The 14,732-nt window shown below is 37.8% G+C and carries 12 protein-coding genes; 7 read left to right on the forward strand and 5 right to left on the reverse strand.

The features are described from left to right. The first annotated feature begins 172 nt into the window (after nt 1-172). Both QQS39_RS15840 and pyk read left to right on the forward strand, forming a co-directional pair. A complete protein-coding gene (locus tag QQS39_RS15840; RefSeq protein WP_151436087.1) occupies nt 173-1,510 on the forward strand; it encodes an MFS transporter in 1,338 nt (445 codons plus the stop codon). Nucleotides 1,511-1,575: 65 nt separating this feature from the next. Next, nucleotides 1,576-3,027: a pyruvate kinase gene (gene pyk, locus QQS39_RS15845; RefSeq protein ID WP_285804906.1), complete on the forward strand. Its 1,452-nt coding sequence runs from the start codon at nt 1,576-1,578 to the stop codon at nt 3,025-3,027. A gap of 105 nt (nt 3,028-3,132) precedes the next feature. Here the strand turns inward: pyk and QQS39_RS15850 are convergent, their stop codons facing one another. Then, nucleotides 3,133-3,537 (reverse strand): Rap1a family protein, encoded by a 405-nt coding sequence (locus tag QQS39_RS15850; RefSeq protein WP_151436089.1) that lies wholly within the window; start codon nt 3,535-3,537, stop codon nt 3,133-3,135. A gap of 111 nt (nt 3,538-3,648) precedes the next feature. Beyond that, the gene (locus QQS39_RS15855) at nt 3,649-5,046 is read right to left on the reverse strand and encodes a hypothetical protein (RefSeq protein WP_151436090.1); all 1,398 of its coding nucleotides are present in this window, start codon (nt 5,044-5,046) and stop codon (nt 3,649-3,651) included. Between the two features lie 420 nt (nt 5,047-5,466). Here QQS39_RS15855 and QQS39_RS15860 point away from each other — a divergent pair, with 420 nt between their 5' ends. The 4 genes from QQS39_RS15860 (at nt 5,467) to QQS39_RS15875 (ending at nt 9,610) form a co-directional block, all read left to right on the forward strand. Then, nucleotides 5,467-6,654, forward strand: coding sequence for an ROK family transcriptional regulator (locus QQS39_RS15860; RefSeq protein WP_285804907.1), 1,188 nt, complete (start codon nt 5,467-5,469; stop codon nt 6,652-6,654). A 39-nt stretch (nt 6,655-6,693) separates the two neighbouring features. Then, entirely contained in the window at nt 6,694-7,995 is a 1,302-nt protein-coding gene (locus QQS39_RS15865) for a hypothetical protein (RefSeq protein WP_285804908.1), read from the forward strand. 27 nt (nt 7,996-8,022) lie between these two features. Continuing rightward, complete coding sequence (locus QQS39_RS15870) at nt 8,023-9,183, forward strand: MFS transporter (RefSeq protein WP_151436092.1); 1,161 nt, start codon at nt 8,023-8,025, stop codon at nt 9,181-9,183. Between the two features lie 160 nt (nt 9,184-9,343). Beyond that, nucleotides 9,344-9,610 carry a DksA/TraR family C4-type zinc finger protein gene (locus QQS39_RS15875; RefSeq protein ID WP_151436093.1) on the forward strand — a complete coding sequence of 89 codons (267 nt, stop codon included), beginning with the start codon at nt 9,344-9,346 and terminating at the stop codon, nt 9,608-9,610. A gap of 96 nt (nt 9,611-9,706) precedes the next feature. On the opposite strand, the gene QQS39_RS15880 is transcribed toward QQS39_RS15875, so the two are convergent. Further along, nucleotides 9,707-11,443, reverse strand: a complete 1,737-nt coding sequence (locus QQS39_RS15880; protein ID WP_285804909.1) for a pyridoxal phosphate-dependent decarboxylase family protein — start codon at nt 11,441-11,443, stop codon at nt 9,707-9,709. 693 nt (nt 11,444-12,136) lie between these two features. On the opposite strand from QQS39_RS15880, the gene QQS39_RS15885 reads away from it, so the two are divergent. After that, complete coding sequence (locus tag QQS39_RS15885; RefSeq protein ID WP_151436095.1) at nt 12,137-12,586, forward strand: hypothetical protein; 450 nt, start codon at nt 12,137-12,139, stop codon at nt 12,584-12,586. 83 nt (nt 12,587-12,669) lie between these two features. Here QQS39_RS15885 and deoD read toward each other — a convergent pair whose 3' ends face one another. Together deoD and deoB are read right to left on the reverse strand one after the other, a co-directional pair. Next, nucleotides 12,670-13,386, reverse strand: a complete 717-nt coding sequence (gene deoD / locus QQS39_RS15890) for a purine-nucleoside phosphorylase (RefSeq protein WP_100158856.1) — start codon at nt 13,384-13,386, stop codon at nt 12,670-12,672. A 77-nt stretch (nt 13,387-13,463) separates the two neighbouring features. Then, the gene (gene deoB, locus QQS39_RS15895; protein WP_151436096.1) at nt 13,464-14,690 is read right to left on the reverse strand and encodes a phosphopentomutase; all 1,227 of its coding nucleotides are present in this window, start codon (nt 14,688-14,690) and stop codon (nt 13,464-13,466) included. Nucleotides 14,691-14,732: the final 42 nt, after the last annotated feature.

Genomic DNA, 14,732 nt, shown 5'->3' on the forward strand with positions numbered 1-14,732 from the left:
ATTTTTAAACCAACGCCTAATAGCGATGTTACAAATTTGACTCACCGATTCAGCAGAATGTGTCATCGATGACTCAAATTCCCTCTTTTGCACCAAGATGACCTAAATGAATAGCATCAGCTCTGAAAACCAAAATCAGCTTCAGACATGAATAATATTCGGAGTCATCTCTATGCTAAGTTTCTTTAAAACCAGAAAGGATCTGCCGCTAATAGAAGCGTCAAGTGAAAAGATCCGCGCAATATATAAAAAGCACCAATGGCAGGTCTTCTTTGGTCTTGTTCTTGGTTATGCCATGTTCTATGTGGTTCGTATGGCACTCGGTGTGGTGAAAAAACCTATGCTGGATGCAGGTATCGTAACCACCGCTGAACTCGGTTTAATGGGTTCTGCGTTCTTCTTTACCTACGCATTTGGTAAGTTCTCTAACGGCTTCTTGTCAGATTATGCCAATATTGGACGCTTTATGTCCATCTCGTTAATTGCCTCTTCCTTTGTTTGTATCTTCATGGGAATGTCAACGGCGAGCCTGTTCTTTATCCTATTATGGGGTATTAACGGTTGGTTCCAATCTGTGGGTTCAGCACCTTCTTGTGTCTCTATCTTCCAATGGTTCTCACCAAAACAGCGCGGTACAGTTTATTCCATCTGGGGTGGCTCGCGTAACATCGGTGAAGCAATTACGTGGATCTTAACGGCAACCATAGTGAGCTTCTTCGGCTGGCGTGCAGGTTTTATCGGTGCCGGTATCGCAGGTATTGCTGCGGGTATCATCTTACTGATGATTTTAAAAGACCGTCCTCGTACTTATGGCTTACCTGATCCAGCAACCGCATATGGCGAAGAGTCAGAAGCTGTTAAATCAAGTGATCCTAAAGAAACACGTCGCGCTCAGTTATTCGTATTAAAACAACCAACAGTGTGGATCATCGCAGCAGCATGTGCGGCTATGTATATCTCTCGCTATGCAATCAGTTCATGGGCCGTTCTTTACCTACAAGGTTCAAAAGGTTACTCACTGATTGATGCTGGTTTCGCAATGTCTACTTACCCAATCGCTGGTTTCTTCGGTGCAATCTTAGCGGGTATGGCTTCAGACAAACTGTTTAACGCTAACCGTCATATTCCAACACTCATTTATGGTATCGCCAACATCGCTGGTTTTGCACTGATGTTCTGGGGTCCACAAAGCCGTGTTATGGATGCTATTGCATTAAGTATGGTTGGTTTTGCAATGGGTGGTCTGGTTGTGTTCTTAGCCGGTTTAACGGCTTGTGACCTGATGCCGAAAAACGCAGTAGGTGCAGTAAAAGGCTTTATTGGACTGTTCGCTTACATTGCAGCATCAGCGCAAGAACTGATTTCAGCATCACTGATTAAAGTGACTCAAGTTGGTGATATCACTCACTACGACTTCACCACAGTACAGTATTTCTGGATAGGTTCTGCCATCGTTTCCATGATTTTAGCGACGCTAGTCTGGAATGCGAAAAAAGTTACCATGGATTAATGAATTAATTAAGTTGTCATCAAGGGATACCTTTGGGTATCCCTCTTTAAAAAGAGAATGTCATTATGCGTAAGACAAAAATTGTTGCGACTCTTGGCCCGGCTAGCTGTTCAGAACAGATGATTGAAAAGCTGATTATGGCGGGTGCTAACGTATTTCGTTTAAACTTTTCACACGGCACTCGCGAACAGCATCAGGCCACAGCCGCAACTATCCGTCAGGTCGCAGAAAAACATCGTGTATTTATCGGGATCTTAGCAGACCTGCAAGGCCCTAAAATTCGTATCGCTAACTTTAAAAATGATTCAGTTCAATTAAAACAAGGCGATAGCTTTATTCTAAATGCAGATTTAGACAGCACATTAGGCGACGAACAACAAGTTGGTTTGGACTACCCACAGCTTGTTCAAGAAGTCACACCAGGGAATATTCTGTTACTGGACGACGGTAATATCCAATTACAAGTCAGTGCCGTAAATAATAATAAAATAGAAACCATTGTCACTGTAGGTGGAAAACTCTCTAACCGTAAAGGTATTAACTTACTCGGTGGTGGTTTATCTGCGCCTGCATTAACAGACAAAGACAAACAAGACATACACACAGCAGCCGCTATTCAGGCTGATTATATTGCCGTTTCATTCCCACGCAATGGTGCAGATATTGAATATGCACGAGGCTTAGTAATTGCCGCAGGAAGTCACGCCAAAATCGTTGCTAAAGTAGAACGCGCAGAAGTCGTTTCTTGTGAAGCCAATATGGATGACATTATTAAAGCGTCAGATGTCATTATGGTGGCTCGCGGTGATTTAGCGGTTGAAATCGGGGATGCCAGCTTACCGGGCGCACAAAAGCAACTGATTGCACGTTGTCGCGCATTAGGTTGCCCGGTTATTACTGCAACGCAAATGATGGAATCGATGATTGAAAGCCCAATGCCAACGCGTGCTGAAGTGATGGATATTGCGAATGCCGTCGGTGATGGAACAGATGCCGTGATGCTTTCAGCGGAAACAGCAGCAGGAAAATACCCTGTGGAAGCCGTTAGTGCAATGGCTCGCGTAGCTGAAGGTGCTGAGCGCTCTTTTGCAGCAAACGCGGAAAACCCATGGCAATCACCGTCTTACTATTCACAAACGGGTCGTTGGATTGCGTTAGCTGCTGCGACAACAGCTTTCCATGACGACAAGCATTTAAGTGTTGCTGCATTAACAGAAAATGGTAAATCAGTGACGCTATTGTCACGCTTTATGCCAAATAACAACGTCTACGCATTAACAGATAATCCCGCACTTGCTGGTCAATTGACTGTATTACGTGGTGTAACGCCTGTGGCTTATCAACGTCAAAATAATAATGACTGCGATGAAAGCATCATGCAAAAACTACAAGCAGAGGGATTATTAACAGACATGAATTCACTCTTGATCACCCGTTTATCAACTTTTGAAAAAACCGGTGAAAGCGATTGTTGTCATCTTGTTCCTGTAAAACAAGTTGAAGCGGCGACTGCTTGAGTGTCTTCCATCAAGGAGCTTATGAGAGAGGCAACCTGAAGTAAATAACAAGAAAAAGAGCACACCAAATCATTTTAGCCACAAGGACTGTGGCTATTTTTCTTTCTATTTATCGCAAGGATAAGCATCTTTTAATGCAAGAATATAAACCAATTCTATGGGCGTATCTTTTTGTTTCTGTTTAACAATGGGATTGTTATCTAAATAAGCATCAATATGCTTAACCATAAAATCTCCATTTTGTTCTATTTTAGGCGGTGGACAATAAAGAGGACGAAAATCATCGTTATCTTGATTCTCAATTTTTATAGCAACAGCGTAAAAGTTAAATCCATTGGCAATACCATTAAGATAAGCTTGTGTCACGGACTCTAATTGTTTATTAGCAGGGTTATCTTGGGTAAGTAATTGTTTAACCTGAAGATAATTACTTAGCGTTATCGCTTGCGAATACAGTGGGAATAGTAACAATATTCCTAATACGCTTTTTAATATTATTTTCTTTTTCATTGTCCTCAATTCACCTTTGTAAATTACATTTTCATATTATAAAGAATTAAAAAGGAGAGATTTTCAGCTCTCCACATAGATTAATACTAAGATGTAATAATGTAGTTTTATTTATCTAAGATAATTCATTAATTTATTCAGTGCTTTTTCTTGTCTAATTTTCATATAGTTATCAATATCATTGATATTATTTAGTGCCGCATATACTGCAACATCAAGATATAGGTTACCAGTCATTACTTTTCCATCATAATCATATTGAATTAAATGTTGAGATTTGATAATAAATTTTTTTGTAACTGAATTATATTCCCATATGATTTGCTCAACCCCTCTAGGAATATGCGTTAATGCATATTGTCTAACAGTATATTCAGCAAACGTTTTTGCTTCTTCTTTTTCTTCATCTAATCGTTTACTCGAAGTGTAATGAGCAATATTTTCTTTCGATTTAGTTAGTTCACTATTTTTTTCCACTAAATTTTGCTCAACGATTTTAGTTAACTCAGCTTTAACTTGATTATTATACAATTCAAGTGTTTCTAAAATTGATTTAATTTTATTTTCTTTTTCTAGCGTACATTTTTCATCAAAATTAATATTTTTATATTTTGATATAGCTTCCTCTTTAGCTAAATTTTTATATTCAGGTTTATATGCATTATCAATACACTGTTCTATCCATGCTTTTTTTTCTTTCTCACTATTATTAACAATGCCTTCGAGATGATTTTCACATATTTTTCTTATCTCTGAATAATGCTTATTATTAATACCATCAAGCCATGATTGACTATTTAAGAGATTATTTACCTCTGTTTCTAAAGCATCATAGTATTCTTTATTAACACATGATTGAAAATAACCTTTATTGTTATACTCATCACCGTCAACTACTGATTTATATTTATTGTATCGCTCATCTTCTTTATTATAATTATCAGTTAGATAATCATAAATTTCAGTATACTCAGATGCACTACGATTCATATTGAACGAATAAAATTCACCTTCAATCGTTTTTTTTATTCCAAGTGATTCATTAGAGTCGTTCCAATTTCTAAATGCATAATAAGTGTAAAGGTTAAAATCATCATTATTTTCTAACGTGAAGATTTTCTCATTTGATGATTTTAACTTATTCAAGTTAGCAATTTCATTTTCTAAACGTTCAATATTATTTTTTTCATTTTCGATAACATTTTGTGTTTTTACTTGTGCATTATTAAGACCAACTTCTAGATTTTTTTCTCTTAAGTTTTTAGCGTAAGCTTCATCAAATGAAAAAAATATCTTTCCTTTATTTAAAGTACAGTTGTATTCAACTATTTTCTTTTCTTTATTCTCTGTCCACTCTACGTTGCTACATACTCCTCGATTATCAAGAATATCACCTACCGTGTAATCAATAGAGTCTATAAGTTTTTGTTTTTTAACGGTATCAATATTTCCACCATCACAACCCGATAGTATTAAAATAGCAGTTAAGTAAAATAATTTTTTAAACATACCTTGCCTTTTTCATTAAAAATGTAATGTGAAATTTATATTTTACTATTGTACTTTACAGATTTATCAGAGAGAAGATTAATTATTAGTGAATATAAATTAGTATTAACTAACTTTTAGTTAATGATGAAATACGAAGAAATAAGCTATTTTATTAAATTATTCATAAGATAATTAGCCTTCTTGTTTTCAAGCTTCATCACTTTACCTCAATGCAGATTACTCTCATCAGACAGTTTATAAAACGTAACAAACCACACATTAAATTGTGATCACAAACTCATTTAGGATGGTTTCTAAACTAATTAGTTGTTTTATACTTTACAAAGTAAATAAAACGGTGCATAACTATCAAACACAGACGATTTTATATAAAAAAAACATCTTTTAGTTTTGTTTCTAAACAAATGGAGTAGTAACGTGACACCGAACGTACCCAATACATTACGGCAAATGAATGCCTCGCTTGTATTAAATGTCATTCGTCATCAAGGTCCTTTGTCACGGGCTCAGATAGCCAAAGTTAGCGGGATTACAAAAGCGACGGTGTCTGAAATTATTAACGATCTCCTTGAAGAAAAAATCGTTTATGAAAGCGGAGTCAGTTCGCCAGCAGGACAAGGCAGAAAAGGTATTTTAGTTAACTTCGATCCTCAACACAGTTTAGGCGTCAGCATTGATTTAGGTGGAACCAAGATAGCTTATGCGGTTTTTAACTTAGATGCTGAATTGTTGTATGAATATCAAGAGCCTACCTTTGATACTGACGATCGTGAGTACTTTATTACGCAATTTGCACAAAGTATTGAAAATGTGATCGAAAAAAGCGGCGTAGACCGTCAAAAGATCAATGTTATCGGTGTCGCCACACCAGGGATCATCGATATCAAAAATGGTGTTGTGCTAGAAGGCTCCCCTAACTTACCTCAATGGGATAACTTACCTTTAGCACAACAGCTTACAGAAAAACTCAATGTACCCGTTGTACTCGAAAATGATATTCGTGCCGCACTTGTGGGTGAAATGTGGAAAGGCCGCTGCCGTCATACGCACAGTTGTGCGTTGATTGGTATCGGCACTGGATTAGGCTCCGCCTTGCTAATAGATGGAAAAGTTATCCGTGGCGCAAACAATGCTGCGGGTGAAATCGGCTATATGATGTTTGCCCGTGAGCATCTTTTTCGTAATTGGCGCAATAAAGGATGCTTTGAGAGTTTCTGCTCCGGTTCAGGTTTAAGTGAGCGAATGGCGAGCTTGAAAGGGGAAAACTTGAGTGCGATTGAGATTATTCAAGCCTCACAACAAGGTGATCCGCTTGCTCAATCCTTAGTTGAGGAAATGGCAGATTATCTTGCTATCGGCATTATGAATTTAGTCGCCATTGCAAATCTGGAAAAAGTGGTATTAACAGGCGGGATCACCCGTTCTGCTGACATCTTTTTACCGCGTGTTCAGGCAAATCTAGATAGACATTTATTTGCTAACACCAAAGTGAATATCGAGCTTTCTGAATTATGGGAAAAAGGCCCGCTTTATGGCATTGCTATTCTTGCCTTAGCCACGGTTTATCCATCAATTCAATTTATGCCCGAGATCCAATTGAGATAACCCTAATAAAAAAATCTTTAAACGAGATGGGAGCGACTCATGGCAGGAATACATCTTCACCCACATGATATTTTAGACGAAGGCATGCCCGCTATTCTTCAACGCCTTGATGGTATGAAGCATGTTGAGCATTTATTTGTCGAAATTAATACTATTTTTGAACGTAACCCTTACCCTGTTGGCGATCTGCCTCATAACCCTATTCATAATGTGGTTATGGGAACAGGTACACTACATATCAATACTCATACTGATTTTCCTCATCTGAGCCAACGTGTTGATCCCACCATTTTAGCGGGTGCAGATCCGCTAATGACGATAAAAAAAGCCACTGACGGTGGAAAATATAAAGTCATTCCATGGGCAAATATACTTAATGGCGATTTTGTCGGTGATGTAGAAAATAATCAGGTTGTCGATTTTAAAGGTCGCCCACAAGCACATTGGCTTTGCCCAAATGCCCCTGATGTTGCTCAATTATGGCAAAAGACTTTCACAGCATTAAAACAAAACTATGGTTATGACACCTTTTTAATTGACCGAATTCGTTTTCCTGATTGGGCAGGTAAAGAAGTCAATCCTGCGGGATTATTTACCTGTTTTTGTCCTCACTGTGAAAAGAAAATGGTGCAACAAGGCTTAGCTGTTAATGAAATCAAACATCGCCTCGCCGCTTTAGCTGATGCATTAAAACAAGGGGATTTTGAAACGCCTGTTACCGCATTAAAAGAAGAGCCTCTGTTAAAAGCATGGCAACGATTTCGCCAACAAAGTGTGACTCAATTAGTGGAGAAATTACTGTCTGATGCAAAACAGACCGCGGGGGGAATTACGTTATGGCTTGATTTGTGGCCACCCGCTTACAGTTGGATCTTAGGTCAGAACTATCATGAATTAACGCGTTATTCTTCAACACTCAAACATTTCCCTTATCATAAATTAGGGGGTGGCGCAGATGTTCAAGGGTTAATTAATCATTTTGCTCATGATAGCGAAAGCCAAGAGCGTGCATTTACTGCGTTTAAACGTTTATTTGACCTACCTTATGATATTTCATATGAAACCTTTAAACAGCAAGGCTTCCCGATTCATTTTGTTGCAGAACAAAATAATAAAGTTCGCCAGCTTTCACAGCCAAATACCTTTATTTATAGCGGTATTCAAATGTGGAATTTACCCGCCTCTCAATTAATTGAAGCGGTTATTGCTGCAGAAGAAAGTGCATGTGATTCGCTGCTTTATTATTGCTATGGATGGGCGACTCAAGAATTATTTGATGCAATTGGTAAACACAATACACCGAATAATAGCTCTTATAACAACAATACAGTTAAAGAATAATACACCGCGGAAAATCAGGATAAAATTATGGCTAAACAACAAAAATGGAAAGTTTTTTTCCTTCTGTTTGTCACGATGTTTTTACTCGGTGGCATTCAAAATACAAAAGGGCTTATTCTCGAACAAGTTCAACATGATATTTCATTAAATATGAGCCAAGTTGGCTCCTTAATTACCTTTTTCCAAATCGGCTTTTTAGTCGCCAGTTTATTAACGGGCTATTTTACCGATAAGAAAGGGTTAAAAGTCATGATGTTTATTGGCTCCTTAATGATGGCGGTCGGTTTAACAGGAACCAGCCTTGCTTTCAATGTGATGCTATTTTTTGGCTTTTATCTGGTGATTGGTTTAGGGATTGGCTCGATGCTTGTCTCTATCGTGACAGTTATTCCGACGTTCTATAAAGAGAAAGCAGGGATGATGTTTAACGTCTCTAACGCCATGTTTGGTGTAGGGATGATTGTTACCCCACTTATTTTACAATATCTATTTTCACACTCTATTTCATGGCGTACTTTTTATGTGGGTGTTGCCGTTATTGTTGCGGTGATTATTTTAGTATTAAGTACCTTAAAAATAGAAAGTAGCGCACAAGTCGATATGAAATTCAGTGACTTTTTAGAGTTACTGACACAAAAATCACTGTTACTGGTTATTCTATTTATCACTTTATATGTTGCAGCCGAAGCCGCATTTTTAAATTTCTTCCCTATTTTCTATACCTCGATGGATATTGGAAGTATGAGTAATGCGCAAAAAGCAGAAACAGCGGCTTATGTTATTTCTAGTTTTGCTTTCTTATTTACCATCGGTCGTTTTATTGGTGGCTTTATTAACCTTGCATTGGGTGATCGTAAAACGCTTATTCTGTTCTCACTGTTTTCTCTGATAGCCATTATTGTGAGCCGTATTTTTGTGCAAGACGTGGTTTATCTGTTTATGGTGTTTGGTTTTGCATTATCTGTTTTATTTCCAACAGCCGCAGCGGTTGCTACAAAATTAACCAGCAAAAGTGGCTCTGTGATGGGATTGATTTATGTCGCTTCAGGATTGGGCGGTGCCTTAGCGGGTTCATTAATCGGTCAGGTTTCAGAAAGCTATAATGTTTCTGTTGGCTTTAACCTCATTATCGTATTCGTCGCCCTCTTCTTTATCATTTCTCTGTTTATTAGAGAACAAAAACAATAACAACGACGTTTTATGCCTCTGAAATTTTCCCCCTTTTTATAAGGGGGTTTTTATTTCTATCGCGATATCTTCACAATATATTTTCTCTTTTATTCTGTTGATTTTTTCACCAATGCCCCAATAATACTGTTTATATTCACTGTTAAAGTAGGAGAATATAATGGCAAGTGGATGGGCTAATGATAATGCTGTTCAAGAGCAAATCGATGCCACCATTGATGATGCAATTGCAAAAGCTCGCAATCAAATGGCACAAGGTGAAAGTGCAGAGTTTTGTGATGAATGTGGTGAACCAATCTCTCTGGCTCGGCAAAAGGCGGTTCCTGGCGTACGCTATTGTTTAAATTGCCAAGAGGCAATTGATAAAAAGAGGAATACCTTTAGTGGGTATAATCGCCGTGGTAGTAAAGATAGCCAACTCAGATAATCTGCAACTATTATCACCTAAAACAAAAACTGTACCTTAATATGAGTTTTCTCTATTAAAGTACAGTTTGTTTTATTTAATCAGATAGCGATTTAATTATATTTTTGCAGCTTTTTTAGAACTCATATTTTGACTCATTTCAGTTAAAATCTTCATGAAATTATCAATATGTGCGCGTTCAGTATTAGGGTTCATAAATACGGCTTTTTCACCAGGAAGATAAATGTAACGGTTATTTTTTGCATATTTAGAACAAGCAATAGAATCAACCCAGTTAGTAAATAAGCCTTCTCTACCACGCTGTAAGAAAAGTTTTCTATGCCACTGAGTATTGTGAACCATAAAGTCATACGCTTCTTTGTCTGTAGAGCAGGTTAACTCTAAATCAAAAGCAACATTAGGATCTCTCACTAAGTTTGGATCATACAACTTAAAGCCAACACTTGGCCCTTGGTTTTGTGGCACGATCACTTTTGCATTGCCCATCTCTAATAACTGATGGCGCATATAGTTCGCGTTTTGCAAACAGTGAGCAATAATAGTTTGGTAACCTTCAATACCCATATAATGCATTGCAGAATAAGCACCAAAAATACCCACACCACTACGTGTACATTCAATTGTTGATTGTAAGTGAGTTTGACCTTCTAATTCGTGCTCAAAATAGGTGAAGTTTTCAGGATCGTTTTCCAGTGCGACGAAATCATTACCATTCTTCACTAGTACTAAGCTTGAGGTGTAAGGTACATAGCCCCATTTATGGAAGTCGATAGTGATAGAATCGGCATATTTCAGATGTTTGAATTTCTCAACGTTCTGGCGTAAGCCTTCTAAAGTGACATCGTTGATCGCTAGAGGGTTACCGCTAAAATCATATTCTAAGAAGAAAATAATCGGCCAACCAACTGCAGCATCAACGTGGACATGTGGCTTAACCGGGATCTCAAATTCTTCACATAAGCGGTCACGTAATTCACAAACCCCTTTCACATCATCGACACCAAAGGTGTCTGTTGTGCCTGTGGTTAACATGATCGTTGGCACTTTACACTTAACCGTAAAGCAGGCTCTTAATTCACGCTCTAAGTGTTCTAGGTTAATCGTATTATCTTCAGATACTTTAATGCGGATAGTTTTGTTATCGACATCAACACCTAATAGTGCAAGGTTGGTCATGTTTGAATAGTGACCCCCTTGAGAATTAATGATGCGATAGTCTTGATCTGCTGCCATACCTAAATGTTTCGAATTTGGCATAGATTTACGTAAGCCAAAGAGATAACCATATAAGTTACACATGGTACCACCTTGGGTGAATACACCAGAGGCAACTTCAGGATCGTATCCCACTAATTTTGCGACTTTTTTAATCGTCACTTTTTCTAACGCATCAGCGACACCAGAATATTCACAATACACCATATTAGGGTTGCCCATTAGCCCTAACATTGAACCATAAACACCCGGATCACTCGGCATTGCAATAACATTTTCAACCGCTAGTGGGTTTTCCCAGTTTTTACACAGTGTCGAAACTAACATCAGTAATTCATTAGGATCGTTTTCAGGGTAATTAATATTTTGCTGAATTTGTGTATCAGCCATTAAACGATCGAATAGCTGTTGCCCATTAGGATAACGCTGTAATTGGTCATTATCATTAGTCGTTGTTTTTCTAAACTGTGTAATCGATTGGATGGTTTTATCCTGAAATATCGGCCAATACTTCGGATCTCGGCTGAAAAAGTGAGCAATAACGTCGTGGTATTTCTTCTCAAATTCCGCATTCAGAATGTGAGCAGAAGATAAACCTAATAAATCTTGATTTTTCACTATATTCTCCAAATAGAAACCGACGATAACGTAAATAAAGTGTATAGCAATACTATACATTTTCTAATTAAATTAGTTAGTGCCTCATGCGATCGCACAGGTTCTACTGGCAACCACATAAAACAAAATATTTTATTTAATATCAATACAATAGAAATCTTCGGAAAGTTAAATTTACAGTAACTATTTTTTCACATATCCACTTATGTGACTGACATCACAGTAAAAATAGGGCTATAAACAGAAACAATCACTACAAATACTATTAACTATTTGAAATATAATCAAAACATAGTACTCACCCTCTAAACAACTGATATTATTGAACTCTTCATTTAATTAATTGAATTAATCTGTTGTTTCCGCAATTAGCACTCACTAAATTACATTTAATTTAATCAAACTCGATAAAATAAGACTAAAACACTAGTATATTTTTCATAATCAGCTAATAAGTTCTAATTTTAACCATTATCAGGTATAAAATATCGGTTAAGGTCAGTTAAAAAGAGAGCCATTAATGAAAATATAAGATATGAAATTGTCACAGTGAATAACACTAGAAATGATTAAAATATCAGTTAAAATGAAAACTAGTAACTCTACTAAATAATCAGAATATTTACTCTACATATTTTGTGTTCTGTGCCGATACTTAAAGTAATAGAGTAGGTAATTAACGGAGAACACAATATGAAAGCACATATCGCTGTTGCTGCTGTATTCGTATTATTATCCGCAAGTGTCCATGCTGAAGAATTTACCTGCCAACTTGAGAATGGTAAGTATGTCAGCGTGTTCGTTGAACATGGAAAGCCCCCTGTTTATCGCTATGGCACACTTGCCAAAACAGAGATAACACTACCAGTGCCTCAACAACCCAATAATAATGTCTTTTATGGGCATCAGCTGTTTGTTGCAGGGGCATCGACCTATGTTCGTTTTAAGAATGGAAACTATAGCTACGTTGTTTACGACGGAGAAGGGAGAGGATGGCAGTTTAACGGCGTTATTGTTTACAAAGGCAATGATATTATTAGCAAAAAAGAATGCAAGGAGCCGTTAACGCCTAGCTTGGATAATTTAAAAAATTATGCCGTTAAAATGGACCCTTATTTAGAAACCTATATTTATGCGCCTTAATTTGTCACCTTATTGATTAGACATAAAAAAACCCAATTCAAAGAATTGGGTTTTTACTATTATTAAGCAACGAGATGTATTGATTAGTCTTCTAATAACAGAACAGATTCTAATGCAATTTCAATCATTTCGTTAAAAGTCGTTTGACGCTCTTCTGCTGTAGTTTGTGTCCCTTTTTTGATGTGATCAGAGACAGTACAAATAGTCAGTGCTCTTGCACCATATTCAGCAGCAACACCATAGATACCAGCAGCTTCCATTTCAACACCAAGGATGCCGTATTTTTCCATAACATCAAACATTTCTGGATCTGGTGAGTAGAACAGATCAGCAGAGAAGATATTACCAACACGAACTTTAATATCTTTTGCTTTAGCAGCAGATACTGCATTTTGAACTAATTCAAAATCTGCAATAGCAGCGAAGTCTTGGTCTTTGAAACGCAGACGGTTAACTTTAGAGTCTGTACATGCACCCATACCGATAACAACATCACGTAATTCAACGTCTGGTAATACTGCACCACATGAGCCAACACGGATGATCACTTTTACGCCGAAATCAGTAATTAATTCTTTTGCGTAAATTGAGCAAGAAGGAATACCCATGCCGTGACCCATAACAGAAATCTTACGGCCTTTATACGTACCTGTAAAACCTAACATACCACGAACGTTATTTACTTGACGGACATCTTGTAAAAAAGTTTCAGCGATGTATTTAGCACGAAGCGGATCGCCCGGCATTAAAACGACATCAGCAAAATCGCCCATTTCTGCGTTAATATGAGGGGTAGCCATAACTCTTCCTTTTAATTAATCTTTTTACTATTTAAATATTATTCGGTAGATATATTGCTATACCTACCGAAATAAAATTAGAACATCGCTTTACCGTAATCGACTGGTGATAAACCGAAGTATTTCACGACAGTTTGACCGATATCCGCGAAGGTTTCACGATGACCTAATGAACCTGGTTTAACTTTAGGACCATAAACCAGAACAGGAATGTGCTCACGAGTATGATCAGAACCTGGCCAAGTTGGGTCGCAACCGTGGTCTGCTGTTAAAATAAGAATGTCATCTTCTTTTACCAGTTCCATCAGTTCTGGTAAGCGACGATCGAATAACTCAAGTGCTTCACCATAACCTACAACATCACGACGGTGACCGTAAGAGGAGTCAAAATCAACAAAGTTGGTAAAGACGATGGTGTTATCACCCGCAAGTTTCATTTCTTCAAGTGTCGCATCAAACAGAGCATTAATACCCGTTGCTTTCACTTTCTTAGTGATACCTACGTTTGCGTAGATGTCAGCAATTTTACCGATAGAAACAACGTGGCCTTGTTTTTCATCAACCAGTTTTTTCAACATAGTTGGTGCTGGTGGCTCTACCGCTAAATCATGACGGTTACCTGTACGAGCGAAGTTACCCGGTTTGTCACCGATAAATGGACGCGCAATAACACGACCAATGTTGTAATCGCCTTTGTTTAGTTCATCACGAGCAATTTCACACAGCTCATATAATTCATCTAAACCGTAAGTTTCTTCATGACATGCAATTTGGAATACAGAGTCAGCAGAGGTATAGAAAATCGGCTTGCCGGTTTTCATATGCTCTTCACCCAGTTCATCCAAAATCACAGTACCAGATGCATGGCAGTTACCTAAGTATCCTGGTAATTTTGCACGTTTAACGATGTTTTCTAACAGCTCTTGTGGGAATGAATTTTTCAGTTCTTTAAAGTATCCCCAATCAAATAGAACAGGAACACCTGCGATTTCCCAGTGGCCTGACGGAGTATCTTTACCAGAAGAGATTTCACTCGCGTAGCCATAAGCACCGATAATTTCTGCGTTTTTGTCCAAACCGATAGGGAATTTGCCTGTTGATTCTTCCGCAGCTTTACCTAAACCTAAACGGCATAGATTAGGTAAATGAAGAGGACCTTTACGACCGTCTTTATCTGCTTTACCGTCAGCAAACGCTTGTGCGATATGCCCTAAAGTGTCTGAACCTTGGTCACCGAATTTCTCCGCATCACCGGCAGCACCGATACCGAAGGAATCTAACACCATGATATGTACACGTTTCATAATTCTCTCTCCTGTGTCATTCTCCGCAGACTACGGGTATGT

It is taken from the genome of Proteus appendicitidis (assembly GCF_030271835.1).
Classification (GTDB): domain Bacteria; phylum Pseudomonadota; class Gammaproteobacteria; order Enterobacterales; family Enterobacteriaceae; genus Proteus; species Proteus appendicitidis.